The sequence below is a fragment of the Streptomyces sp. NPDC001220 genome, from assembly GCF_053597895.1.
This window is the reverse complement of the sequence record NZ_JBSFJE010000009.1, coordinates 375,573-400,340: the sequence shown is the minus strand read 5'-3', so window position 1 is coordinate 400,340 and position 24,768 is coordinate 375,573. Positions and strand designations below refer to the sequence as shown.

General features: G+C 68.7%; 20 protein-coding genes and 7 pseudogenes. 11 read left to right on the top strand and 16 right to left on the bottom strand.

All coding sequences use genetic code 11. The annotated features are described in order from the left end of the window. Positions 1 to 9: 9 nt before the first annotated feature. Both ACWDGI_RS23585 and ACWDGI_RS23580 read right to left on the bottom strand, forming a co-directional pair. Positions 10 to 435, bottom strand: coding sequence for an NAD(P)H-dependent oxidoreductase (locus tag ACWDGI_RS23585; protein WP_450761967.1), 426 nt, complete (start codon positions 433 to 435; stop codon positions 10 to 12). Between the two features lie 149 nt (positions 436 to 584). Beyond that, positions 585 to 1,052 (bottom strand): annotated as a pseudogene (locus ACWDGI_RS23580) (aldo/keto reductase); the annotation flags it as partial. 376 nt (positions 1,053 to 1,428) lie between these two features. Here ACWDGI_RS23580 and ACWDGI_RS23575 point away from each other — a divergent pair. Next, positions 1,429 to 1,833 carry a hypothetical protein gene (locus tag ACWDGI_RS23575; protein ID WP_450761965.1) on the top strand — a complete coding sequence of 135 codons (405 nt, stop codon included), beginning with the start codon at positions 1,429 to 1,431 and terminating at the stop codon, positions 1,831 to 1,833. Between the two features lie 209 nt (positions 1,834 to 2,042). On the opposite strand, the gene ACWDGI_RS23570 is transcribed toward ACWDGI_RS23575, so the two are convergent. Further along, positions 2,043 to 2,270, bottom strand: a complete 228-nt coding sequence (locus tag ACWDGI_RS23570) for a hypothetical protein (protein WP_450762013.1) — start codon at positions 2,268 to 2,270, stop codon at positions 2,043 to 2,045. On the opposite strand from ACWDGI_RS23570, the pseudogene ACWDGI_RS23565 reads away from it, so the two are divergent. Beyond that, positions 2,242 to 2,804: pseudogene (locus ACWDGI_RS23565) on the top strand (carbohydrate-binding protein); the annotation flags it as partial. The gene ACWDGI_RS23570 and the pseudogene ACWDGI_RS23565 overlap by 29 nt on opposite strands. A 41-nt stretch (positions 2,805 to 2,845) precedes the next feature. Here ACWDGI_RS23565 and dctA read toward each other — a convergent pair. Both dctA and ACWDGI_RS23555 read right to left on the bottom strand, forming a co-directional pair. After that, on the bottom strand, positions 2,846 to 4,243 hold the full coding sequence (gene dctA / locus ACWDGI_RS23560; RefSeq protein ID WP_450761963.1) for a C4-dicarboxylate transporter DctA: 1,398 nt from the start codon (positions 4,241 to 4,243) through the stop codon (positions 2,846 to 2,848). Beyond that, a complete protein-coding gene (locus ACWDGI_RS23555) occupies positions 4,240 to 5,358 on the bottom strand; it encodes a PrpF domain-containing protein (protein ID WP_450761961.1) in 1,119 nt (372 codons plus the stop codon). Before ACWDGI_RS23555 ends, dctA begins: the two co-directional genes overlap by 4 nt. A gap of 146 nt (positions 5,359 to 5,504) precedes the next feature. Between ACWDGI_RS23555 and ACWDGI_RS23550 the strand changes: the two genes are divergently transcribed. Together ACWDGI_RS23550 and ACWDGI_RS23545 are read left to right on the top strand one after the other, a co-directional pair. Further along, positions 5,505 to 6,410 carry a LysR family transcriptional regulator gene (locus tag ACWDGI_RS23550; protein WP_450761959.1) on the top strand — a complete coding sequence of 302 codons (906 nt, stop codon included), beginning with the start codon at positions 5,505 to 5,507 and terminating at the stop codon, positions 6,408 to 6,410. 339 nt (positions 6,411 to 6,749) lie between these two features. Beyond that, positions 6,750 to 8,459, top strand: a complete 1,710-nt coding sequence (locus tag ACWDGI_RS23545) for an RICIN domain-containing protein (protein ID WP_450761957.1) — start codon at positions 6,750 to 6,752, stop codon at positions 8,457 to 8,459. 394 nt (positions 8,460 to 8,853) lie between these two features. On the opposite strand, the pseudogene ACWDGI_RS23540 reads toward ACWDGI_RS23545, so the two are convergent. Continuing rightward, positions 8,854 to 9,126, bottom strand: a pseudogene (locus ACWDGI_RS23540) (non-reducing end alpha-L-arabinofuranosidase family hydrolase); the annotation flags it as partial. A 5-nt stretch (positions 9,127 to 9,131) separates the two neighbouring features. After that, positions 9,132 to 9,572 (bottom strand): annotated as a pseudogene (locus ACWDGI_RS23535) (endo-1,4-beta-xylanase); the annotation flags it as partial. On the opposite strand from ACWDGI_RS23535, the pseudogene ACWDGI_RS23530 reads away from it, so the two are divergent. Further along, positions 9,527 to 9,790, top strand: a pseudogene (locus ACWDGI_RS23530) (hypothetical protein); the annotation flags it as partial. The pseudogenes ACWDGI_RS23535 and ACWDGI_RS23530 overlap by 46 nt on opposite strands. Positions 9,791 to 9,850: 60 nt before the next feature. On the opposite strand, the gene ACWDGI_RS23525 reads toward ACWDGI_RS23530, so the two are convergent. The 3 genes from ACWDGI_RS23525 to ACWDGI_RS23515 all read right to left on the bottom strand — a co-directional run bounded on the left by ACWDGI_RS23525 (position 9,851) and on the right by ACWDGI_RS23515 (position 11,480). Then, entirely contained in the window at positions 9,851 to 10,636 is a 786-nt protein-coding gene (locus tag ACWDGI_RS23525) for a hypothetical protein (RefSeq protein WP_450761955.1), read from the bottom strand. Beyond that, positions 10,633 to 11,163: a SigE family RNA polymerase sigma factor gene (locus tag ACWDGI_RS23520; RefSeq protein ID WP_450761953.1), complete on the bottom strand. Its 531-nt coding sequence runs from the start codon at positions 11,161 to 11,163 to the stop codon at positions 10,633 to 10,635. The genes ACWDGI_RS23525 and ACWDGI_RS23520 overlap by 4 nt, the downstream gene beginning before the upstream one ends. Before the next feature lie 146 nt (positions 11,164 to 11,309). Then, entirely contained in the window at positions 11,310 to 11,480 is a 171-nt protein-coding gene (locus ACWDGI_RS23515) for a hypothetical protein (protein ID WP_019070466.1), read from the bottom strand. A 359-nt stretch (positions 11,481 to 11,839) separates the two neighbouring features. On the opposite strand from ACWDGI_RS23515, the gene ACWDGI_RS23510 reads away from it, so the two are divergent. Continuing rightward, the gene (locus tag ACWDGI_RS23510) at positions 11,840 to 12,604 is read left to right on the top strand and encodes a hypothetical protein (RefSeq protein ID WP_450761951.1); all 765 of its coding nucleotides are present in this window, start codon (positions 11,840 to 11,842) and stop codon (positions 12,602 to 12,604) included. Between the two features lie 260 nt (positions 12,605 to 12,864). Here ACWDGI_RS23510 and ACWDGI_RS23505 read toward each other — a convergent pair whose 3' ends face one another. The 4 genes from ACWDGI_RS23505 to ACWDGI_RS23490 form a co-directional block, all read right to left on the bottom strand. Then, positions 12,865 to 15,327, bottom strand: coding sequence for a SpoIIE family protein phosphatase (locus tag ACWDGI_RS23505; protein WP_450761949.1), 2,463 nt, complete (start codon positions 15,325 to 15,327; stop codon positions 12,865 to 12,867). 46 nt (positions 15,328 to 15,373) lie between these two features. Continuing rightward, the gene (locus ACWDGI_RS23500) at positions 15,374 to 15,940 is read right to left on the bottom strand and encodes an HD domain-containing protein (protein WP_450761947.1); all 567 of its coding nucleotides are present in this window, start codon (positions 15,938 to 15,940) and stop codon (positions 15,374 to 15,376) included. Between the two features lie 43 nt (positions 15,941 to 15,983). Next, complete coding sequence (locus tag ACWDGI_RS23495) at positions 15,984 to 17,798, bottom strand: PEP-utilizing enzyme (RefSeq protein ID WP_450761945.1); 1,815 nt, start codon at positions 17,796 to 17,798, stop codon at positions 15,984 to 15,986. A gap of 93 nt (positions 17,799 to 17,891) precedes the next feature. Beyond that, positions 17,892 to 18,971: a PEP/pyruvate-binding domain-containing protein gene (locus ACWDGI_RS23490; RefSeq protein WP_450761943.1), complete on the bottom strand. Its 1,080-nt coding sequence runs from the start codon at positions 18,969 to 18,971 to the stop codon at positions 17,892 to 17,894. Positions 18,972 to 19,159: 188 nt separating this feature from the next. Between ACWDGI_RS23490 and ACWDGI_RS23485 the strand changes: the two are divergent. Further along, positions 19,160 to 19,660, top strand: a pseudogene (locus ACWDGI_RS23485) (hypothetical protein); the annotation flags it as partial. A gap of 871 nt (positions 19,661 to 20,531) precedes the next feature. Here ACWDGI_RS23485 and ACWDGI_RS23480 read toward each other — a convergent pair. Together ACWDGI_RS23480 and ACWDGI_RS23475 are read right to left on the bottom strand one after the other, a co-directional pair. Then, complete coding sequence (locus ACWDGI_RS23480) at positions 20,532 to 20,975, bottom strand: PIN domain-containing protein (RefSeq protein WP_362171365.1); 444 nt, start codon at positions 20,973 to 20,975, stop codon at positions 20,532 to 20,534. Beyond that, complete coding sequence (locus tag ACWDGI_RS23475) at positions 20,972 to 21,238, bottom strand: ribbon-helix-helix domain-containing protein (RefSeq protein WP_450761941.1); 267 nt, start codon at positions 21,236 to 21,238, stop codon at positions 20,972 to 20,974. The genes ACWDGI_RS23480 and ACWDGI_RS23475 overlap by 4 nt, the downstream gene beginning before the upstream one ends. A gap of 1,020 nt (positions 21,239 to 22,258) precedes the next feature. Here ACWDGI_RS23475 and ACWDGI_RS23470 point away from each other — a divergent pair. The 4 genes and pseudogenes from ACWDGI_RS23470 to ACWDGI_RS23455 all read left to right on the top strand — a co-directional run. Then, positions 22,259 to 22,603: a wHTH domain-containing protein gene (locus ACWDGI_RS23470; RefSeq protein WP_450761939.1), complete on the top strand. Its 345-nt coding sequence runs from the start codon at positions 22,259 to 22,261 to the stop codon at positions 22,601 to 22,603. Between the two features lie 7 nt (positions 22,604 to 22,610). Then, positions 22,611 to 22,988 (top strand): wHTH domain-containing protein, encoded by a 378-nt coding sequence (locus ACWDGI_RS23465; RefSeq protein ID WP_450761937.1) that lies wholly within the window; start codon positions 22,611 to 22,613, stop codon positions 22,986 to 22,988. Positions 22,989 to 23,988: 1,000 nt separating this feature from the next. Next, complete coding sequence (locus ACWDGI_RS23460; RefSeq protein WP_004986771.1) at positions 23,989 to 24,192, top strand: cold-shock protein; 204 nt, start codon at positions 23,989 to 23,991, stop codon at positions 24,190 to 24,192. Between the two features lie 175 nt (positions 24,193 to 24,367). After that, positions 24,368 to 24,604: pseudogene (locus tag ACWDGI_RS23455) on the top strand (DEAD/DEAH box helicase); the annotation flags it as partial. Between the last annotated feature and the right edge of the window lie 164 nt (positions 24,605 to 24,768).

Below are 24,768 nucleotides of genomic sequence, written 5' to 3'. Positions count from 1 at the left end.
GATGTCGAACTAGCACAGCCGCAGGGTGGCGTGCCAGTTGCTGAGGAGGGTCTCGATGGTGGCCTGGTTGGCGCCTTCGAGGGTGTAGTGGTCGGCGGGGACGTCGGTGGTGACGGCGACGACGGCCTTCTTGCTGGCCAGTTGCGAGACAGAGCCGTCCATGGTGAAGGCCCAGCCGAGGGTGAAAACCTTGTCCTGCCACTGCTTGAACAGTGGGGTGGTGTTGTACCAGAACACCGGGTGCTGGAAGACGATCACGTCGTGTTCGGCCAGCAGCGCCTGCTCGGCGGCGACATCGATCTGGAAGTCGGGGTAGGTGGCGTAGAGATCGTGCACGGTGACATGGGCCAGATCGCGAACGGCTTCCACGAGCGCCGCGTTGGCCTTCGACTGGGACAGGTCGGGGTGACCTACGACAAGGAGAACCTTGGACATGACGAGAAACCTCTTCAGTAATCAGTGAAATGGGTGAATGGATGCAGGTCGGTCGGGTGTGACGCGTCGGGGACCTCGCCGGGGCGTCAGTCCTTCGCGAAGTCCGGGCGCGTGGGCTGATCCGGCGCAGGGGCGCCAGCGGTCAGCGGTCAGCGGTCGATGCTCGCCATGTTGACCTCCTCGTGGCGTTCGCCCGCGGCCCGTGTGAGGTTGTTGAGGCGGTCGGGCTGAGCGGCGCTGAGTTCGATGCCCTCGGCCACGGTGTTCTCCTCGACGCGTGCAACCCGCCGGGTGCCGGGGATGGGGGCGATGTCGTCGCCGCGGGTCAGCAGCCAGGCCAGCGCGGTCTGTGCCGGGGTGGCGCCGATCTCGGCGCCGATGGTCTGCACTTCGTCGACGATCGCCAGGTTGCGCTGGAAGTTCTCGCCGGTGAAGCGCGGGTTGGTCTTGCGCCAGTCGTCGTCGGTGAAGTCGTCGACGGTGCGGATCTGCCCGGTCAGCAGGCCGTGGCCGAGCGGGGAGTAGGGCACGAATCCGATGCCCAACTCGCGCAGCAGCGGGAGGATTTCGGCCTCGACGTCGCGAGTCCACAGCGAGTACTCGGTCTGCAGCGCGGCCTGATCAGCCCCTGGTGCCGGAGCGGCCTCGGGGAACTCGGTGGTCGCCGACTACGTGCGAGGGACGGTGACGTCGACAACGGGGTTCGTGGCAGCGTGGTCAGCGGCACGGTGATCGTCACACACGGTGCCTGGCCGTCGGGCGCCCAAGCGGTCATGGACGCGGCCGGTCTGGAACCCGCGTGCCAGTACCTCAAGTACCCGGTGACCTCTCCCTACTCCACCTTCGCGGTGAACTCGCCGGCCACCTTCAGCCAGGCGAACGGCCAGTTCACGATCACCGAAGCCGGGGCCGACCGTCTGGGGTGCCGGCGGACAGCACGACGACCAGTACGGGGCCGTCTACCAGAGCCAGGCGTTCAGCAGCGGCACCACCGTGACCGTCAAGGTGGACCAGTTGGACGACGCCAACTCCTGGGCGAAAGCGGGCATCATGGTGCGTAACGACATGACGGCCGCAGGCAGTTCAGCGGGGTACGCGGTCATGGCCGTGACGCCGGGCAATGGAGTCGTTCTCGAGTACGACTCCAACGGCGACGGATACCTCGACGCCGAGGCGAAGACCACGGGCATCAAGGCACCGGTCTGGTTGCGGCTCACCCGCACGGGCAACCAGGTCAGCGGGTACTACTCCACCAACGGGACCACCTTCACCCAGGTCGTCTCGGCGGTGAACCTGTCCGGCGCCAACGCGACCGAGGACGCGGGCGTCTTCCACACCTCCCACGACAACAAGATCTCGGGTACGGCCGGCTTCAGCGGCCTGAGTATCACTCCGTAGTCAGTTCTCCATCAGATGAGCAGAGGGTGTTCAGATCATGCGTCACCGCATGATCTGAACACCCTCTAGACCACGCTGGACGTGAAGATCGACGACGAGCATCGCCGCGATGATGGGCCTGTGGAGCTTCGCGTGGCGATGTGGGCGGGCTTGGTGCTGTTGTGTCTGCCGCTGGGTGGGGAGTTGTACATGCGCGAACCACACGATGGTCAAGCCTCCTCCGCCCAGCAGTCACGCAGCAAGGCGACCGCCCTGGACTCCGAGAAGCCGGCCTGCCGAGCCGCCTCCACCAACTGAAGCGCGACATCGCGCGGTCCCGCCTGCGCAGGAACAGCAATCATCACGGCGCCCCAGCCGCGCCGGAGATCAATCAACCCGTCATCGAGTAGCTGCTGATAGCCGCGCAGGGGCACCGGCAACGGCATCTGGCGCAGCAAGGACGCCAACGCCTCCGACAGCGGTGGCACCAGCCACTGGGCCTCTGGGCCCAGTGGCTGGAGGAGACCACGCTGGCGGACGCGATCGCCCCTCCCGGCGGCGCCACCGTCATCACCTCCATGGGCGACCAGGGCGGCTTCCGCCACGACTCCCTGACCGAGGTACCCGCCGGACGGCTGAAGGACCCGCTGATGAGCAGCAGCACCGACATCGACTTCGCCCAGTCCGCTCCCGCGGTGATGGTCCGTGTCGGCACCGGCGGCGCGCAGGACGGCGCCTACTCCACCGACGGTGGCAGCACCTGGAACGGCTTCACCGCCGAACCGGTCCCCAGCGCGAACAGCGGCCATGTCGCCCTCGCCGTGGACGGCTCCACCATCGTCTGGGCCGAAGCAGGCCAGGCCCCCTACCGCTCCACCGACAAGGGCGCCACCTGGCTCCGCGTCAACGACGACGCCCACCAGTGGGGCGCCATCGGCAGCCTCGGCATCATCACCGGCGACCCCGACACCTACGGCCGCGGCCCACGGTGATGGCATCCGCCTCGGCGGCGAGATCGGTCAGGACCGCGACGTCAGCTTGCGGCGGGGACGGGGGCGTGGGGTGGTACTGGTGTCTCCGTCGGATCGGGCTCGGCTGTCACCGCGGAGGGAGCGGGGGTGGGGGCGTAGGGGATCTCTCCGCGCAGGACGGCCTTGGCGCGGTCCTCGTCGAGCTCGCCCTCCCAGTGGGCGACGGCCAGGGTGGCGACGCCGTTGCCGACCAGGCTGGTCAGGGCGCGGGCTTCGGACATGAACCGGTCGACGCCGAAGATCAGTGCCAGGGCGGCGGGCGGGACGTGCGGGACGGCGCTGAGGGTGGCGGCCAGGGCGATGAAGCCGGAGCCGGTGACGCCTGCGGCGCCCTTGGAGGTGAGCAGCATGACGGCGAGCATGGCCAGCTGCTGGGTGAGGCTGAGGTGGATGCCGAGGGCCTGGGCGAGGAAGACCGAGCCCATGGTCAGGTAGATGGCGGTGCCGTCGAGGTTGAAGGAGTACCCGGCGGGCAGCGTGATGCCGACGACCGGTTTCGAGGCGCCCGCGTGCTGGAGCTTGGCCATCATGCGCGGCAGGACGGGCTCGGTGGAGGAGGTGCCCAGGACGATCAGCAGCTCTTCCTTGATGTAGCGCAGGAAGGGCAGCAGCCGCAGTCCGTTCAGGCGCATCACGGTCCCGAGGACGACCAGGACGAAGAAGAGGGCGGTCAGCCAGAACGAGCCGACCAGCAGGGCCAGGTGGCGCAGGGTGCCCAGGCCGTAGTGGCCGATGGTGAAGGCCATCGAGCCGAACGCGCCGATGGGGGCCAGCCGCATGATCCAGCGGATGAGCGTGAACAGGACCGTGGAGAACTTCTCGATGCCCCGGGCGATGCCCAGGCCTGCCTCTCCGCTGGCGTGCAGGCCGAATCCGAACAGCACCGACACCAGCAGCACGGGCAGGATCTCGTTGCCGGTCAGGGCGCTGATCAGGGTGGCCGGGATGGTGGCGAGGAGGAAGGCGGCGAAGCCCTCGTGGGCCGTGGTCGCCTCCGGCGGCAGGCCCTTGGTGGACAGGGTCGAGAGGTCGATGTGCAGACCGCTGCCCGGCTTGACGACGTTGACGACGACCAGGCCGATCACCATGGCCACGGTGGTCAGCACCTCGAAGTAGACCAGGGCCTTCAGGCTCACGCGGCCGACCGCGCGGGCGTTGCCCATGGAGGCGATGCCGTGGACGACCGTGCAGAAGATGATCGGTGCGATGAACATCTTCACCAGCGCGATGAAGCCGTCGCCGAGCGGTTTGAGGTCAGCGCCGACGGACGGCCACAGCCCGCCCACGGCGGCGCCGAGGAGGACGGCGATCAGGCACTGGATGTAGAGGTGGGACAGCATCCGGCGGATACGGCCCGGTGGTTGGGTGACGGTACCCGGGGCGGCGTCGTTGCGGCTCATGCGGGGCGTCCTTCCAGGACGGGAACGAGGAGTTCGGCTCGGGCGATACGCCGGGCGGCGCGGTGCAGCAGCACCGTGGGGGACGCGCCGTCCGGTGCGGGGACGGCTTGGGTGGTGATCACGCCGGCGGGGGTGCCCAGGCGCAGCGTGCCGTCGGCGGTCTGCCGGGCTACGCGGTGGGCGAGGGTGCCAGGGGTGGTGGCGGCCGTGGCCAGGGCCACGGCGGAGGTCAGGCCGATCGCCGGGTGCGGGGCGTGCATGGAGACCATGCGCACGGCCAGGTCGTACTCGTCCTGGTTGACGAGCGTGCCCTGGGTGGTGCGATAGGGCGCGGGTCGGGCGACGATGCCCACCTTCGGCACCGCGTGGCTGACCGGATCGCCCTCGCGGGCCAGGCCCATGGCCAGCGCTGCCTGGCGGCGCAGCAGGGTCAGCGCGGGCACTGCGGTGGCGAACGCGGTGAGGGATTCCGTGCCGTCGAGGCCGAACGCCTTGGCCTCGAACAGCGCGGCCGGCGCGCCGGCGTCCACCAGGGATGCCTCGACAAGGCCGGCCGGGCCGGTCAGCTCGTCCAGTGCCCGGCCGGTCGGCAGTGCGCGGCCGGTCGTCGAGCCCGCCGGGTCCTGAAACCCGAGCAGGACCGGCACACCCGGCGCCGCGGTACCCGGGACCACGGCCGTGCCCTCCTCCGGGGCCACGCCCGCGGGGGTGGGGATCGTGCCGGTGAGGCGGGCCCCGGTGTTGACGTTGAGCATGCGGACGGTGGTGGTGTCCGACGTGATCGGCACGAGATGGTGGTGGACGGCGTACAGGGCCACGGCGGTGGCGCAGTTGCCGCAGTTGCTGGCCCACTCCACGCGCTCGTCGCCGATCCCCACCTGCGCGAAGGCGTACTCGACATCCACGCCGGCCTGGGCCGACGCCTGTACGACGGCGGCCTTGGAGGTGGTGGAGGAGGCTCCGCCCACACCGTCGATCTGACGGGGGTCGGCGGCGTTGAAGGCGGCGAGCAGGAGGGCATCGACGTCCACGCCCGTGGCGGCCACGTCGCGGTGGTCGAAGATCCAGCACTTGCTGGTTCCTCCGCGGATCATCTCGCCCTGCAGACGCAGCACAACCGACTCCTCACAGCCAGGAAAGGGGAAGCCCGCCGACGGTCTCGCCGTGCGTGGTGTCCTCCACGGTGGGTTACGGCAGCGTGAAGTACAATCTCGGAAAACTGGAGGGCTATTAAGCTGAAGTGAACGCTGGAGGTGGCGGCATGCTCGACGTCCGGCGCATCCTGCTGTTCACGGAGGTCGCCCGGCGCGGCTCGGTGACCGCGACAGCCCGCGCCCTCAACTACACCCCGTCGGCGGTATCGCAGCAGATCAGCCGCCTGGAAACGGAGGCAGGCCAGCCCCTGCTGGAACGCCACGCCCGGGGCGTCACCCTCACCGACGCCGGACGGGCACTGGCCGAACGAGGGCAACGGATCGAACGCGAACTGCAGGCCGCGGAGAACGAACTCGCCGACTACGCCGGCCTGCGCGCGGGCACCCTGCGCATCGGCACCTTCCCCACCGTCGGCGCCTCGCTCCTCCCACAGGCCGTGATCGCCTTCCGGGACGCCCACCCCGACGTACGGCTGACCGTCCGCAGCGCCCGCATCGCCGGGCTCTGGACGATGCTGGAGAACCGGGAGATCGAGATGTCCCTCATGTGGGACTACGACTGGAGCCGAATCGACCGGGGGGACATCGTCGTCACCCCACTCCTCGACGACCCGCCGGCCCTTCTCGTCAGCGACCACCATCCACTCGCCGGCCGCGACGCCGCCTCACTCGCCGACTTCGCACACGACCCCTGGATCACCCGCGCCGACCATCACCCGGTGGCCGAAGCCCTCGTCCGCGGCTGCCGCGCCGTCGGCTTCGAGCCCCACATCGCCTACGAGGCCCACGACTACCAGGAGGCCCAGGCCATGGTCGCCACCGGCATCGGCGTCGCCCTTGCTCCCACCCTGGCCCTTGAGGGCATCCGACCCGGCGTGAACGTCCTGCCCCTCCAGCCGCCGGCACCCGTCCGCCGCATCCTCCTGGTTCGCATGGCCGACCACTCCCTCACCCCCGCCGCCCTGACCTTCGCCGGACTCCTCCGCGACGCCGCCGCGGCCCGAACCCTCTGACGGGGAGACGTGGTCGGCCACGTCTGCGGCTACCGCCGTGTGGGCGTGGTACGCGGTAAGCGGTCGACGCGAAAAAATCCGTGGCTCTTCGCGGCAACCTCTTCGGCCTCTGTGACCACTCAGTGGTGTCCGGCCAAGTGGTCCGGTCAGATGCAACGGCTGAGAGAGAGCACAGGCGTGTCCCTGGAACGAGAACACAGACATGTCCCCGGCACACCCACGTCATCGGTGGGGTCCCGCGCCGGCGGCCACCGTGCCGACGGCGGCGCGCGCGGTGGTCGCTCGAAGCATCGTGGCCGCCGGCTGCTCGCGCGTCGGGGTCTGTGGGCGGGTCTCACCATGGTGGTCGTGGCCGGCTCGGCCGTCGTGGTCACCCAGGCTTCGGCAGATCAGAAAAAGACCCCGGATCTGAAGAAGTGGTACGTGCTGGTCAACCGCAACAGCGGCAAGGTGCTGGACGACCGCGGCTCCGCCAAGAACGACGGCGCGGCGGTGGTGCAGTGGGGCCGTCACGGCGGCGCCAACCAGCAGTGGCGGTTCATCGACGCGGGTGACGGGTACTACCAGCTGCAGAACCGGATCTCCGGCAAGGTGCTGGACGACCTCGGCTGGTCGAAGGCCGCCGGCTCCGCCCTCGTGCAGTGGAAAAACATGAACGGCGCCAACCAGCAGTTCAAGCTGGCCAAGTCGCCGGACGGCTACGTGCGTTTGGTCAATCGATTCAGCGGCATGGCTGTCGGTGTCCAGAACGCCGCCAAGGCCAACGGGGGCGGCATCGTCCAGAACCGCGACCGGAGCGGCGCGAACCAGCAGTGGAAGCTCGTCGCGGTCGGTAGCGCCGACGGCACCGGGAACCCGGGGAACTCCGGCAGCACACCCACGCCCAGCGTCAGCGCTCCGGCGAGCCCGGCTCCGAGCGGCACCCACTCTGCGTCGCCGTCGGCGTCGCCGACCGCCATCAACGGCACGTCGGCGAAGAGTTTCATGGGCAGTGACAAGGTGCTCATCGGCGGCTCGATGTCCGACGCCTCGTTCAACGCCGCGCCGTTCGACGTGCGCTACGCCTACATACACAGCCAGCCCGCGCCCTCGTCGGACGCCTATACGGCGTCACGTTGCAAGGATGAGTGGTCGAGCTGGTGGGGCTGCTGGGGCGGCACCAGCACGGCGCCCGGAAACCAGGTGACCTGGCAGGACAGCGTGGCGGCCAAGGCGACCTACCAGGGCAAGTCGCGACCGCAGAAGTATCTGTGGACCTGGTACTCCCTGCGGGACCTCGGGGACGCGGCAGGCGAGGGCGACGGCCCGGGCGAGGTCAAGGCCATCAACCGGACCGACCTGCTCACCAAGTACCTGAACGACTACCGATTCTTCCTCCAGAAGATCGGCACGTCGCACGACGCGATCGACCTCGAGCCCGACTTCTGGGGTTTCGCCCGTTCGCTCGGCAACCTGCACGAGGTTCCCGCGCAGGTCAAGGCCTCGAATCCGACGGACTGCGGATCGCAGGAGAACAGCGCCTCCGGACTGGCCCAGTGCCTGATCTCGATGGCGCACAAGTACGCGCCGAACACCGCCGTGGGGCTGCACCTTTCCTGCTTCGACTGGGAGAGCAACCTCCAGAAGTGCGTCAAGGACTACGCGGACCTCGGGGCGAAGAACGCCGACTTCCTGGCCACCGATGTGTCGGACCGCGACGCGGGCTGGTACGCACAGCCGGCCCACGGGGGCAGTGACCACTTCTGGAACGACCAGAAGGCTGCCGCCTCGCTGAAGTTCTGGAAGACGATGGCCGAGTCCGTGGGCAAGCCGGTCGTCCTGTGGCAGATCCCCGTGGGCAACATGGCGGGGAACAACACTCCCGGCCACTTCAAGGACGACAAGGTGGACTGGTTCTTCTCACACATGGACCAGGTGGCGAACGCGCACATCGCCGGCCTGCTGTTCGGTGCGGGATGGTCGGAGCAGACAACGCCCGAGACCGACGGCGGAAACCTGATCAACAAGACGATCGCCTATCACAACTCGGGTGGTACACCACTCAAGTAGGTGAAGCCGACGAATGCGCCCCCATCTCTTCGATGGGGGCGCTTTTCGTCGTCTTCGTCGGGCTGAGGACTCCTCTGGCGGCGTCGGCCATGCCGCCGTCGGTGCGGGCGCCGATCGAGGCGGCCTTGGCGAAGGGAGTGATCGTGTTGACAGGTGACGGCGGGGAAGCCGAGTTCGACCGCGAGGCCGGGAGAGTGCGGGCCGTGCCGGTCGATGAATGCGTCGCTGTGGCGGAAGGTGAATGCGGCCCGGGACGCCGGCGCCCCACACCGCGCAGGACCAGGAGCCCACCCATCAGCCCGACAAGCCTCGCCGAGCCGCCGCCTGGTCCACAAAAGATTGGAACCCCAGCCGGCGCACGGCTGGGGTTCCTCGACGAGGCGGTGAGCAGCGGTCAGCGCTGCAGGGTCAGGACACCCAGCCGCCACGGCAGTCGGTCGTAGGGGCCGCTCGCGGTGGGGGACTTGCCCTGGTAGAGGAACTGCAGGTTGCAGGGGTCGATGGTCATGGTCTGGTCGGGGTTGCTGCGAACCAGGTCACCGTGGCTGATGTCGTTGGTCCAGGTGGCACCGCTGTTGGCCTTGCCCGCGAAGGGGTTGTCCTCGGTGGCGGCCTGCGGGGTCCACGCACCGTTCAGGCTGGTGGCGATGAACGAGCGGAAGTAGCGCTGCTCGTTCGCGAAGTGTTGGCGTCGGTGATGGACTTGACCCAGCTTGGCAGTTGGGAGTGCCAGACCAGGGTGTGCCCGCGCATGCGCTGGCCGTGCGCGGTGGCGTGGCCCACGATCGAGTCGGCGGGGGCGAAGTTGAAGTTCCCGCGGGAGGGTTCGGTGGTGTCCCACTTCATCTCGTTCTCCGGGGTGATCATGTTGAATTCCCGGTCGAGAAGGGTGGAGTACGTCGAGTCGCCGAGCCTGCCCGAGGCCACTGCCGTGCCGAAGTAGCGGCCGCTGTCGGCCGCTGCACCGGCCAGCGTGGGGGCCTTCGGTGTGTGTGCGGCTTGGGCGACCAGGGGTACAGCAGCACCCGCGGCGGCGAGGACCACGGCGGCGGCGAGCACGCGGCGGGTTGCCGGGCGGCGGCGATGAGAGCGGTTCTGATCTGACAACGGCATGTCCTTCTGGCACAGCGGGCCTTGATCCGGCCCCGGTCATCCGCCAGTTGCCGCCACGCACACAAAGATTGCCGCGATCGAGGGAAGAATTTCCACGGCCGCCGTCACCATCCCCAACCCAGCTCCACGGCGACCTGCCGGCCACCATGAAGGCCACCTGCGGCGACGGGACGAACGCCGGGCCGGCCGACTGGACCCCGTACCAGCAGTTCGGGTACCTGTTCTCCCATCGAGCTTGTGCGGCAAGGGGACCTCGTCCCCTTGCCGCACAGCGCCGTTCACCGGGTCGGGACGAACCCTCCCCGGACCGACGCGGAGCCGCCCGTACCCTGCGCGTCGACGCGGTAGCCGTCGCCCGCGGCACTGCGCACGCCGGTGCCGTTGTTGAACTGGGCGGCGAACTCATGGCTCCCGGCCGGCACGGTCAGGCCCGGCTTGAGGACCCAGCGGTAGACCAGCGTGCCGTCGGCCTCCTGGATGGTGACGGTGAAGTCACCACTCGGCAGGGTCTGCCAGGTGCCGGTGTTCTTCACCCCGCCGGCCTGCACGATCCGCATCTCGATCGTGAGCGAGGTGAGCGGCTGGGTCGTCTTGAGGACGAGGTTGCTCTGCGTCCAGTAGACGGTGCTCTGCGGGTCCACCGAGCCGGCCGACCACAACGGTCCGTTCTGGCTCTCGTCGGCGGATGGTGACGGACTGGCGGTCGGCGGGGTCGGGCGTGAGCTGCCCGGGGTGGTGGCCGGGGCCGGCGCGACGGGGGTGGGGCGGGCCGATGTCGGGTGCGGGGAGCTGACGGTCGGGGACGGGGCGGCAGGCGTGGTCACGGTGGGTGACGGCGACGGTGTCGCGACGATGGCGGCGACGGCCAGGCCGCCGGTCGCCAGGATGCCGGTGGCGGCGAGCCCGGCGAGCGCGACCCTGGTCCCGGACCTAGCGAACGGCCGCGCGCGGTGACGGACGGCGGGGCCGGCCATGCCGCGTTGCACCCGGGCCAGCATCCTCGCGCGGTCGGGCCGGTGGGCCTCGGCGGCCTCGCGCAGCTGACGGGCGATCTCCTCGTTCACCGGTTCCTCCTCCCTGCCACCAGGTCCCCGGCCGCTCGTGCGCCCAGTATTCTTTCCAGCTCGGCCATTCCCTTCGAGGTCTGGCTCTTCACTGTGCCGACCGAGATGCCCAGCGCCGCCGCCGTGTCCTTCTCCGACAGGTCGAAGGCGTGCCGCAGCACCACGCAGGCGCGCTTGCGGAACGGCAGCCGGGCGAGTGCCGCGCGGACGTCCAGTACGGCCGCCATGTCCGGCCCCTCCACCTTCTCGGGGCCGCGGGACCAGAACAGCGTGATCCGGCGTCGCTCGCGCACCGTGCTGCGGATCCGTCCCCGCGCCAGGTTGGCCACCACACCGCGGGCGTAGGCGAGCGGGTGGTCGGCCTGCCGCAACCGGTCCCAGCGCTGCCACAGGGCGACCAGGGCATCCGCCGCGAGGTCGTCCGCCGCGTCGGTCTCACCGGTCAGGAGGTGTGCCAGACGGGCGAGTTCGGCATAGTGGCGTTCGAAGAACTCGTGGAACTCTGCGGACGCGTCATCGAGGACCATCCCCCGGCCGCCCTCTCCTGGCAATGATGTGCGCGTTGGTTGCACGTTGAACAATATCGGGGGGCGCAGCCTAACAGTGTCCGGCCCGGGATTCGAACAGCGGTCGTGCTCGGTCGCGGGGCGGTGAAGGCTGACCGGCGGGCTGGTCAATGCCGGGCGAACCGGACGCCGGTCGGCTGCGCGACGTCCGGCTGCACGGCGGTGCCGTCGACGGTCAGCCGCTCCCCGTGGATGTCGGTGATCCTGACACCGGTTCCGCTCCCCGGGGGACGGGACGCCGGCACACCGACGTCCAGCAGCGCCAAGGGAATGCCCATGACCAGTCCGCGCCTGCGCCACGGTTGCGGCGCGGCGTGCTCCGTTTCCCTCATGCCCGTCCATCCGGTAGTTCGACTCGGCCTTCCGGCTCCCAGTTGCCGCAGAGGACGAGAAGGTTGCCGCCCCGACGCTGTTTTCCCGGCGACCGGTGCACGGCACGAAAGGGAACCGTTCGCCAGGACCCGATGCCTTCCGTGTGCCAGGTGGGCAAGTCCTCGATGCCCCTGGCGCCTCGTCCGCCCCGACGGGCGACGTAGGAGGAACGGAGAACTTCTCCGGGTTTTTGAGATCCCCGTGGCCGGCCACCGGCCTTCACGTCCGTAAGGATCACCAGCACTTCAGGAAGCACCCTGACTCGATGAATCGATCTTGGCACCTTGTCCTGGCGTCGGCTCTCCTCGCGGGAGCCGTCACACCGGTGGTCGCGGTGGGCAGCGCGGTCGCCGCAGACGGCGACATCACCTCGGCCGTCCTGGCGAACCGTGATGTCGTCCTGACCGGTGACGCGGTCGTGCGCGTCCCGCAGGGAACCCACACGTACACCGGTGTGATCAGCGGTGAAGGAGCCCTTCGCGTGTCCGGCACCGGCACGCTGGTCCTCGCCAAGGACAGCACCTTCACCCTGCCGCACTCCCGGCAGCACCAGAGGGTCCAGATCCCGGGCGGCAACCACCCGTACGTCGTGGTCGGCCGTCCCGACGAGCCCGCGGTCACCGTGGACGCGGGGGCAACCCTCCAGTACGGCACCGGCGGCCACCGCATGGACGACCGTCAGCCGGGCGCGACCGCCGGCGGCACCTGGATGGGCAACCGGCAGCAAGGACTGATCACCCTGCCGCCGGGAGCCCAGCAGATGTGGCAGAACGAGTACTACTACCTCGACGGCGGCGTCACACTCCACCTCAACGAAACCCAGGCCGACTACAACCTCGACGTCCTGCCCTCCTCCTGGCAGGAGACAGCCGACGACATCGCCAGTCCCCCGGCCCCGCACTCCGCCGACCGCGAACGGTACGGACTCGTGCGCGACACCGGCCGCGACGACGCCCCCGTACCGCAGTACGCCACCCGCTCCACGCCGACCGAGGCGGGCACCGTGCCCCAGCGCTCCGTCGTGTCCTGACCATGGGCGGTTGCCCAGGCGGGGCGGTGCCCTTGCCGAAACCTGAATCCGCCCTGGTGGGAGCCGGTGTGCAGTTCGGCGACCGCGGCCGCTTGCACCTGTCGCCGACGGTGAGACGGCTCGTCAGGTCCAGGCCGTGACTGATACGCCGGCGGGTCGCCTCGATGTCCGGCAGTGGCGCCTTCTCGTCGGCCGCCTTCTCCAGCCGGCGATCTGGGCCAACCCCTCCGTGTCGTCGTCGCGCGCCGCGTACGGCGCGGTCATATGGCGGCAGTTCCCTCCAGGGAGAGGAGTGGGCCGCCGGCCGCGGCCAGGGTTTGCTCACACCAGATCGTCTTGCCGGCCGCCGTCTGCCGGGTGCCCCAGCGCTCCGTGAGCTGCGCGACCAGCAACAGCCCTCGTCCGCCCTCGTCGAACATCCGGGCCCGCCGCAGATGCGGTGCGGTGCTGCTGGAGTCGGAGACCTCGCAGATCAGCCCGCGGTCGTGGATGAGCCGCAACTGGATCGGCGGGGCGCCATACTTGATGGCGTTGGTGACCAGTTCGCTGACCACCAGTTCGGTGACGAACGCGGCTTCTTCCAGCTCCCACTCGTCAAGGGCACGGGCGGCGTCCGACCGTATCCGCGCCACCTCGGCGAAGTCGGCCTCCACGTCCCACACGGCGACCCTGCGCGCGTCCAGGCACCGGGGCCGCACCAGGAGCAGGGCCGCATCATCGGCGGGGCCCTCGGGCAGCAGCTTGTGTACGACGTGGTCGCACAAGGAGTCCAGCGTGCCCGTCGGCACGGCCAGCGCCTCCCGCAGGGCCTCAAGTCCCTCCCCGAAGTCGCGGTGGCCGGAATGGATCAAGCCGTCGGTGTAAAGGGCGAGCAGGCTGCCTTCCTGGAGGGTGACCTCCATCGATTCGAACGGCAGCCCGCCCAGTCCGAGTGGCGGTCCCACGGGCACGTCCAGGAACTCGGCGGTGCCGTCCGGACCGACGACGGCGGGCGGCGGATGGCCGGCAAGCGCCATGGAGCAGCGCCTGGAGACCGGGTCGTACACCGCGTACAGGCAGGTGGCCCCGATGTCCCCGGCGGCCTCCGCCCCCGGCGGCTGCGTGTCGGCCCCGGACTCCGCCGACAGCCGGAGGACCAGGTCGTCGAGGTGGGTGAGCAGTTCGTCGGGAGCGAGGTCGACATCGGCGAGGGTTTGTACGGCGGCGCGCAGCCGGCCCATCGTGGCGGCCGCGTGGATGCCGTGCCCGACCACGTCGCCGACCACCAGCGCGACCCTGGCTCCGGAGAGCGGGATCACGTCGAACCAGTCGCCGCCCACCCCGGAACGCTGTTCGGCGGGGAGGTAGCGGAAGGCGGCTTCCACCGCCGACTGCTCCGGCATCCGCTGCGGCAGCAGGCTGCGCTGCAGAGTGAGAGCCGCGGCGCGTTCGCGGGTGAAGCGCCGGGCGTTGTCCAGGCAGACCGCCGCCCTTGCCACCAGGTCCTCGGCGAGGGGAAGGTCGTCCTCGTCGAAGCTCTCCGGAGTCTCCCGCATGCGGGTGAACCACACCACGCCGAGGGTCGTGCCCCTGGCCTTCACCGGCACGATGATCCATGAGTGCGGGCCCATCCGCCGGACCCTCGCCCGCCGCTCGGGGGTCGCGTCGATCTCGTAGTAGGTGCGGATCGGCGGGGCGGTGCTGTCCCGGTACAGCGTCGGCCGGCCGGTGGCCAGGCACAGGGCGGCCGGCGAGTTCGCGAGGTAGACGTCCGCCTCGCCGACGGTGTGCTGTGCCGTGGTGACCCCCTCGCACAGGAACAGTTCCGCGATGCGCCGCAGCCGCACGGGGCCGGCCAGCGGCCCAGCAGGGGGTTCGTCGCCCTGGAGGATGACGTCCAGCAGGTCCACGCGTGCGAAGTCGGTGAACCTGGGTACGGCCACCTCGGTGAGCTCCCGTGCGGTCTGCACCATGTCGAGGGTGCTGCCGATGTGCAGGCTCGCGTCGTTCAGCAGGGAGAGCCGCTCGCGGGCACGGCGCCTCTCGGTCACATCGCCCACGAGAGCACAGACTCCGAGCGTACGGCCCTCCGCGTCCCGCAGCGGCGTCGCCGAGACACTGAAGACACGGGATCCGAGTCCGGTCAGGCCGGTGCCCTTGAGCTCGCTGACCTGCTCCTCGCCCGTGGCCATGGCCAGCCGCATCGCCTCCTCCCACTCCACCGCGTTGGGGCCGGCGAAGATCTCCGGCAGCCGGCGTCCGCATCGCTCCTCGTCCGGCAGGCCGCTGAGGCGGTGCATCGCGGCGCTCTGCCACACGCTGCGCAGATCGGTGTCGTAGACCGTCAGGGCCATGGGAGAGTCCTGCAGAACCCAGCCGGACAGCGACTGCCGCAGTGGTTCCGCCGGCCCGGACGGCGGAGCGACCAGGAGGACGGTTCCGGGTCCTCCTCCGGCGCCGTCCGCCCCCGAGGTGAGGCGGTAGCGGGAGACGGCCACGCCCAGCCGGTGCCCGTCCTTGTGGCGTACGCTCACGTCCGGATGCCGCTCACCGTGCTCCGCAGCCCCTCCTTCGCGAGCAGGCTCCCCGTCCGGGAGTACGGAGGCGTCCAGCAGCTCCGCCACGGACCGGCCGCGGGCCTCGACGCTGGTGTAACCGAGCAGGCGTTCCACTCCGGGTGTCCACCCGACGACCAGGCCCTGCCGGTCGGTCACGACCACTCCGAGTGGCGGATAGGCGTCCATGCAGTCAAGACTTACCCCGGAAATATCCATAATCAACCGAAATGAGTCATTCATCGCGGGATGGTGCGTCCAGGCCGCTTCGCTGCACGCTGCCATCGGTGCGGGCCAGCACGGTGAGTGCGGCACCGACGGCACGGGCGGGTTCGGTGAGCAGCCGGTCGTAGGTACGTGCCACCAGGAACCGCAGTGTCCGGTCCGGGTCCAGGGCGAAACACGCACCGACGGTCCGCAGGCCGTGCGGGGTCAGCCGCCACAGCTTGTCGGCGTCCTTCACCACGGCGTCGTCCAGGTCGAGGGCATCCCTGCGGGTGTCGTGCCCGTCGATGATGGTGACGATCCGCTCGGTGTCCCGCGCGGGGTAGCCGACTTCGGCGAGGATGCGGGCGGCGATGGCGGCGCCCCTGGTCTCGTGCCTGCGTATCGTCTCCTGCCCGGCAGCTCCGGCCCGCCCGGCGATGGCGGGCAGGATGTCCGCGGGGTCGACCGTCTTCCAGCCGGTGTCGTGCAGGAGGACGGCGGGCAGCACGACGTCCTCCCGTGCTCCTGGCAGGGTGTGCAGCAGTGCGGTCGCCAGCGCGAAGACATACAGCGAATGGGCGTCGTTGTCGCGCACGTCCAGCTGGTCGCCCCGGTCACCGCGCCCAGCTGGACGCCGGTCAGTCGAGAAGGGTGACCATGCCGGCCGTGCCGTCCACACGGATCCGGCGGCCGGACGTGATGCGGGTGGACGCCGAGCCCGTCCCGGTGACGGCGGGCAGCGAGTACTCACGGCAGACGATGGCGGCGTGGGACATGACTCCCCCGATGTCGGTGACGGTCGCGCGGACCTTCCCGAAGGCCGGCGTCCAGCTGGGCGCGGTGACCGGGGCGACCAGGATGTCGCCCTCCTGGAGGAGGTCCAGCTCGTCGGGGCTGCGGATCACACGGGCCGTGCCTTCGGCGACGCCCGGCGAGGCGGCCATGCCGGTCAGGTCGCCCAGGTCGCCGGGGGCTGCCAGCCACGACCGGATCCGCTCGCCGGTGATGCCCCACAGCATGACGCTGAACGGCTCGGTGATGGCTCGCGGCGGTTCGTTCAGCGCCGGTTCCGGACGCTGCCGGGCGAGCGCGGCCACGATCCGGCGTCGCCGTTCCACCTCCGCCGGCCAGTGACCGGGGCCGGCCGGCTCGACGCCGATCGCCCAGCCGGACACGTGGTCGAACAGCGCGGCCCGGACTTCGTCGCGCGTGAGGTAGAACATGTCGTTCGCACCGGGCCAGAACCCCGCCCGGTGCAGCAGGGCGGACAGCTCCCTGGCCTTGCGCCAGAAGACACCCATCGTCCAGTGTTCGATGTAGAAGTTGTGGTTCTCCACATACGGGTAGACCTGGCGGGCGAGGCCCAGCTTCGCCTCGAAGTCGGCACGTGCCGGGACGTCGAGCAGCGCGGCGTACTCGCAGGTGGTCCGCTCGCGCTCGGCGGCGAGTTCGGCGAGGCGCCGGTCGATGGCCTCACCCCGCCGCAGGCGCAGGATGTAGTCGCGGACATACCCCAGGGGAAGCGAGGGAGTGTCCCTCCAGTACCGGTCGTCGCTGTAGAGGCCATTGCCCGAGGTGAAGTTGAACCAGGGATCGCGGGCGGCGTTCCAGGCATCGAGCCAGTCGCGGCCCCGCGGCTCGCGGCTGAGGGCGGTCAGGGTGTGCTCGCCTGGGTCGGGCACGGTCAGTGCCCTGTCGACGCCCAGTTCGACAGCGAGCCTTGCCAGTTTCCTGAGCTCCTCGTCCGGACGGAACAGCTCCATGTCCACGCCCGTGACCATCGCCGCGATGCCCTGGTCCGGGATGTCCGGGAACCATTGCTTGCAGAAGTGGAAGAAGTCCAAGTAGGCCGCGTAGCCGAGGTTCAGGAACTCGAAGTGGTACTGCCAGGCGCGATGGCACAGGGAGAGGAGCCGGTCGTACCCGCCGAGCAGGGCATCGGCGGCCCCCAGGCCGGTCCCCGTTTCGACGTCCTCGTACGGCTGGACCCCCGGCAGTTCGCTGAAGCTGATCGACTCCAGTTCACGGATGGTGCCGAGGACCTTGCCCTTCCAGTTCTCCAGCAGCCTGTCCCAGTTCGCGTAGTAGTACCCGGCGCGTTCCAGGAACTGCCTTGCTCGGGCAGGGATCCGGCTGTCCGGCGCGGCCACCGGGCTCAGGTAGACATGGCCCTGGTGGATGCGGAACATGACGCCGTACGCGGGCGGTACGACGAAGTGCCGGGTGTTGAACTGACCCAGGCAATTGAACGCGAGCTCGGGGATGACCGTCTCGAACGGCTTGACCACGGTGGGCCAGTGCTGGCTGTCGCGGAACCAGAAGCGCTCCTCCTCGGCCGAGCGCCGCCAGGGCTGGAAGAGCATGTAGTACGGGTACAGCCGTTCCCACCCCTCCGCGGCCGCGGGGGAGGTCATCTCGTAGGGGCTCGGGAAGGCTGTGCGCGAGACCGTCATCTTGACGTGCTCCTTGCAAGGCTCGCAGGCGAGCGATGCCGACTCGGCGTGGGCGAGTCCTTCGACGGCGACCTGGCCGAGGGGGCATATCGGCTACCTCCCAGGGCGAAGGAGGGTGTCTAGGATGCTGGAGACGCCCGCGCCGTGGCTCGCCCGGACAGGTGTCCTCGGCCGACTGCTCCAGACCGTCTCGGGCCGCGTCTGGAGCAGTCTCACGGAGGCCCCCATACCCGTGGAGCCGTCCGGGTGCTTGTCGACCGCCCACTCGATGTCCTGCGGGCAGCCGTATTGCCGCTCGGCGGTCTTGGCCAGGCGGGCGATCTCCACGACCTTCCCCTGGTCCAGGCAGGGGACCTGCTGACGGCCCTCCTCGACTGCCCGCCGTGCGAGCCCGTGCCCGTCGGGGGCGGGGACCAGTTCCTGGTGCTTCGGCGACACCGTCGTCCGCACCGTGCTGAGCAGTACCTTGTCCACCAGGTAGGCGTCCGGGGTCACCTCGCCGGACACCATGAGCTGTCCCAGTCCCCAGATCGCCTCCACCCGTATTTTCGAAGGGTCGCCGTCAGCCGGGTTGACGGTCACGGCGGCGCCGGAGGCACGGGCGTCGACCATCTGTTGCACCGCGACCGCCATGCGCAGCCCCCGCTGCGGCAGCCCCCGGGCCACGCGGTAGATGATCGCGCGGTCGGTCCACAGGCTCGCCCAGCAACGCCGGACGGCCCCGAGCACGGCATCGGCACCCCGGATCCACAGGAACGTGTCGTACTGCCCGGCGCAGCTCGCCTCGGTCAGGTCCTCCAGTTCGGCGCTCGACCGGACGGCCACCGCGACATCCGGGCAGCCGACGGCCCGGCAGAGCTCCTTGTACGCCGCCGTCACCGCCGACGCGACCGGTGAGGGCACGGTCTGGTCAATCACCATGCAGCGGATCTCGGCGGCGCGCGCCGCCACAGCACCCGGATCGGCGACGAGCCCGGCAAGGGCTGCGTCGACGGCCCGCCGCAACCCGCCGCTGTCGAGCAGCGCCTCGAAGGCATCCATGGTCACCACGAACCCGGGCGGCACCGGAGCACCGGCCCGGGTCATCACGATGAGCGCGGCGCACTTGCCGCCGAGCCTGCTCGTCCCGGCCTCGGCAGAGCTGTCGAACGCGAGGGTGTACGGAGAGTTCACGAGCCTCTCACTCCCTGCCACGGACTTCACCGCATGGCCGCCAGGCCATTCCGGCCGTGCCCCGTTCCCCTAAGGCACAGCCCCCTGAAGGTCAGCCTATGACGCCCAGTGCCCTCCCGCAGCGGATCATGGCGCGCCCGGCGAATGCGGCGGATGCCGCGGTGCGGCCGACGTCGGAACGGCGGGCGGCGCTGCGACGTAAGGTCGCGGAGGGCGCCCACACTCTGTGCTCTCCGCTGAGGGTTCCCTCCGCTCCTGCATCCCCCGGTCCTGCTCCCGGCGCTCGCCCTCGCCGCCGTCACCACCACGAAGATCGACACCGGCTACTGGGGGGAGTTCTCCATCGTGATCGCCGGTCTGGCCGTCTCCGTCGGCATTGAGTACTCGGTCCCCTGGCCACCGCTTACGTCCTGATCCTGGTTGTGCGAGGTCCGCTCACCGCCGGGTACACCGAGCCTCTCGCCACCTCGTTGACCGGCCGGCGTCACAACTCCACCGTCGTGTCTCCGGCCGTGGCACAGCGGTGGTGCGGAGAAGGCGTCCTCCGAGACCGCGTGGTAGGAGCCCGGACGGCGCACCGCGATGGAGGACACGTTCGGGAGAGCACAGGACCAGTCGTCGGCACTTCCCTGGGACCGGCAGGCCACGCCGAAGATTTCGTACGCGTGACAGAGGGAACCTGCAGGTGAGTGAGGCTCCGCCTGCGTGAGCGATGCGTGAGCGGACGGCGCGGCAGTCGGCGGCACGACGTGGACCGACCGTCAACCGACACGTTGCTGACCTGCAGAAACCGGACCTCAGAGCACTGTCCAGAACCAGCTGTCGTGATCACTAAAGCACTCCTGAAGCGGGTGTCGAACTCTGTCGAGGCATTGGATGAAGGCAGCGCAGAGGATCTTCGACGCCTCCGCACTGACCCAGCTACTCTGCTCGCCGGCCGTGGCCGCCCGCTGGGCCACCGCCACCCTCGAACCGCATACGCGCTGTCACAGGAGCGTGCATCTGCAATCCCATCACATCAGCACATCCAGCACCCGCAGGTGCAGTACCGCAACGGAGCAGTCGAGCCCCCGCACATTGTCCCCTTGTGAGTACGTCCCCAAAGCGTGCCCATAAGACCGGGCAACAACGGTAAACAGCGGCACGAAGCCAGCCCTCCGAAGCCGCTTTGCGGCAACATAACTGCAGGTCAGAAGCAGTGCCGCCATCCAAGCGCCGTCGCTTCCCAAGCTGAGAGCGCGAGTTCGATTCTCGTCACCCGCTCCAGAGAGAAACCCCAGGTCAGTGGCCTGGGGCTGTTTCATTGGGAAGCCTTTGCTGCGTTTTGCGAGTACTCCTGCACCCCCAAGATTGGGCACGCATAGGGCACACGCACCTTGAGAGGGCGCCCCCATCACGTCGCAGCATGGCGCTGAACTGCACTTTCATGTAGCTGAGCCGGAGGCGAGCCCCTCAGCCCGCTGTTCCGGGCGATGGCGGACATCCGTCCCGCATGTCTTCGTCGTGGGCGGTGCCCAAGCCCCTTGTGGAAGCAGGTACTTGACCGCTTTGGGTCCTGCGTCAGAGCGGGAGGTCATCGGGAAGGACACGGAACGCTTTGTAACGGCCCAGCGGGCGTACGGCGCGGAAGTCTCGTCGGTCCAGGGTGAGGATCGCGTCCGTGTCGTAGTCGGCGGCAAGCGCCACGTTCACCGCGTCGGCGAGGTCGAGGTCCAGCGCGCGGTAACGGACACGGACGGACTGGGCTGCGCCTAGGTGGTCCTCCGTGATCTCCGGCAGGACGACACGACCCCGGCTCATCCAGCGCCGCAGGTCGTCGACCGCACTGAGGGCAGCCTCCCTGCCGAGCTCACGCGTCGCCACGTGATCCAGTTCCGCCAGCAGGAGCGGGGACATGACCAGCAGGCCCGCCGCCATGATCGCCTCGTTCGCCGCCGCATGTTCCGGATGAGCTGAGTCCAGCGCCGCCAGAAGGCCGGACGTATCGGCGATGACAATGATCACGCGGCGGATCCGGAGCCCGAGCCAGCCTCACCCCGGACGGCCTCGGCGACCGTGTCGCGGACCTCCGACTTGGACAGCGTGCGCCCCGGCCCCTCGAAGGTGCGTGAGAACAGCGGCTCGTCCCAGACCCTGTTCGCCATGGCCGCAAGGTGGATGCCCTGGCGGATGATCTCAGCCTCGCTTATACCCCGGCGCTTGGCGGCCTCCTTGATGATCGCCAGGTCCTCGGGGTCCGCGTAGACGTTGGTGCGCTTCATGGACATGTACCAATGGTAGTCCATGTACCGGATTGATGTATCCGGCATACCTCCCCATGTCGTGTTGCTGAGGACCCAGCCGAGCCGACCTCACACGCCCCTTTCGGGTGCCAGACTGATCCTGGGGAAAGGGGTACGTCGCGGGGTTCGGTTTCCGTGTCGGTGTGCCCGGGATGAGTGTGCGTGTCTCCACTCGTGCAGCTCAGCGTGGGCAGCGGTGGCGCCAGGATGTCGACCGGGCTAGCCCCCCTCTACGCGTCGACTCCGGGCAGGAGCGTAAACCACATGTGCGTATGCGGTTGGCCTGACAGACTCGACGCTCATGAGTGAACCCATCCCGCTTGTGGACACGGATGAAGTTACCATTCCGGCCGATATCTACGCCGCCGTTGGTCAAGTGGCCTGTTCTAGCGCATTACTCGAAAGAACTGTGCGCGAAGTGTTGAGGCGGATGGTCAGCGGTCATGAATCGAGCTGGGTAATCTTCGAAGGCCGGTCGCTCGATCAGATGCTCGAGGACGCAAAGGCGATCTCAAGAGACTGGTCGGCATGGCGTGATTCGTGGCCTCCTGGAGCCATTGTGATAGCGGCGTTTGCCAGTGCCATAGATGAAGCCCGCTCCATTAACCAGCTACGCAATCAACTGATTCACGGAGTGTTGAGTCCGACGGATACGTCGTTGGGCAGGGCAACATACCCACAAGGTCAAGCCTTTGGTGAGCCGACTTACTACTTCGCCAGGAGCCGACCACGTCGGGACGCTGTCGTCATGGGCTTCACTTCAAGAGGGATACGACAGATCAGCAAGGAGATCGACGAGGCCGCGTTGAACCTCCTAGGAAGTCTCGAAGAAGCAATCTGCCAACGACCGGGGGACACCGACTACTACCTAGACCAAGCAGGACGGGCCCGTGCCACACGGTCACGTGGCCCAGGCCGCCTTGCGAACGGTGTTGGCTCGGGGGAGGTACGGCGTCGACTCGAACGCTACGGCTTGGAAGTAGAGTCGTTCACCCTCCGGGAGCATTGGACCAGGCATACGTCAACTGGCTCAGCCGGGACCACAACGGGCAATGGCTGTGGGTCAGCGCCGCCGGGCCGCTTCCACCCTGGCAACTGGTGGCCACCCAAGGGTGGTTGAACAACTCCGCCGATGATGTGCGGGCTGAGTACGCACGCGTCGGTTTCTCATTGCTGCCGCAGGCGGCTTGCCGAGAGCCGCACGACGACTTCGAATTACTCGCCGGCAAATGGGAGGTCGAGTGGTCGCCCTTCCGGACGGACCGTGCGCCGAGCTTCCACCAGCTCATGGAGGTAGCCCAGAACCTGGGGCTCAGCCTGCGCACACTGACCGGCCGTCTATCGGGTTAGGACCGGCATGGTTCTGCCGCAGCGCGCGACCGAACTCGACCGCGATTTGTTCCGTTACGACGACCTGTTCCGGAACGACACAGATGACATGGACGAGCGATACGGGCCTTGGTGGTTCTGGCTCAGCCCGGACGACGAGATCCCGTTCTTCCTCCTGGTCCTGGCCGCACGGGACCTGGGCCGGCGTCCAAGGGAACTGGCAGCCCGGCTGAGCTCCTACGGCTTGCGGGTATCCCACGACGACCTTCCACAGGATCTCGCCCACCGCGACGCGCTGCGTCTGTTGACCGTAGACGAGAATGCGAAGTTCGCATGGCAAATCCATATCCGGGTCTGCCGACTCGGAAGCCTCCCCTGCGGATGCGTGCCCATAACGTGCCCATAAGACCGGACAACCACGGTCAACAGCGGAGCGATCCTGTGCTCTCGCACGCTACGCCAGAGCACATACTCCCAGGTCAGAAGCAATGCGGCTCCCCAAGCGCCATCGCTTCCCAAGCTGAGAGCGCGAGTTCGATTCTCGTCACCCGCTCCATGATGAGACCCCAGGTCAGTGACCTGGGGTTTGTGTGTTGCTGGAGAATCCTCCGGACGCCGGCCCGTCGAGCACACGAAGACCGGGCACGGGGAAGGCGCGAGTGCTTGGCGGATGCCACGCGGCCACCGCTCCGGTTTGCCAAGGGGCGCCGACGGCCGGAGGTTTCGTGGCCGGCTTCGGCGAGCGTCGCATGTCCTGGCCCTCGGCCTGCCGTTCCCTCGGTGAGGCCGCGTCACATGCCCTGCGCCTGAAGGCGACGGCTGACCAGGTCCTGTCTGTGGATGGGACTTCAGTACCACCACGCTCGCGTCAAAGCGGCGGATCGTCGGGCAGCACCCGGAATGCCTTGTGGCGGCCCAGCGGGCAGACAGTCCGGACGTCGCACCGGTCGAGGGCGAGAATCACGTCCGAGTGCGGAGCTCGATCGGCCCGCGGGCCGCAAGACCGCCGCGGTCGCCCCGCCGGAACCGCCGTGTGGCCTTCCTCTCGCTACTGGGGTCTCGGCGCGTTCGTCGGCATGTCGTCAGCTGGTTGGCGACGGCAGCCGCGCCCCAGCCGTCGGAGGAGGTCACGGGGCTGCGACCAGACAGACGCGACTGCAACAGTGGGGCCCGGGAGAGCAATTCCTGTGGTCGCGAAGTGAGAAATCGACACGGCGCACGAGAAATATTCCTGAGGTGGGAGGCGGCCGGGAATTGTTCACCGAGTAGGGTCGCTCACGGCGTGCTACTGTCAGTATCAGTTGCAGGTGTGGTTGCCAGAATGTTTTTTCCGGCGGCTGATCATCACGGCGACACGGAAAGCGCACAGAGCGTATTCCTGACACCGTCTCCGAAGGAGAAACAAAATGGCTACTGGCACCGTGAAGTGGTTCAACGCGGAAAAGGGCTTCGGTTTCATCGAGCAGGACGGCGGCGGCGCCGACGTCTTCGCCCACTACTCCAACATCGCCGCCCAGGGCTTCCGTGAGCTGCTGGAAGGCCAGAAGGTTTCGTTCGACATCGCGCAGGGCCAGAAGGGCCCGACGGCCGAGAACATCGTTCCCGCGTGACGCGTCGGCACTGACGCATACTTCGCAGCTGGGGCCCGCACCTTGGGGTGCGGGCCCCAGCGCGCTTCATTTTCAGGGCAATTCAGCCCTGTTTTTTCGGCTCGTTCTCGCGATCCTCTGCGCCATTCGCCTCACTGCGGAAATTCCTTGGCGCCCACGTCAAGGAAGGTTCCACATGAACCGTGCACGCGCAACTCGCACACACTCGACTCGCACATACGACCGCTTCGGAGGAAATCGGCAGGCCGCGCAAGGTGAGTTCGCACCACCGAAGACGACCACACCGGCGTTGCCCGCCGTCGAGACGTTCGCCGATCTCGCCATGCCGACGCCGTTGCCGGCCGCGCTCGGCCACGAGGGTGTGACCGTACCGTTCCCCATCCAGGCGGCGACCCTGCCGAACTCCCCGGCCTACCTGCACCGTGGCGGTCGTACGGCCCGTGCGGGGGAGTCCGGCAGCGTCGTCACCCAGCACGACCCCGGAACCACAGCGGTCTCCCCAGGCCGCAATGGCCACCAAGCCGACCAACCCGCACCGCAGGAGGAATTCTTGACGCCCACTCAGACGCATTGCCG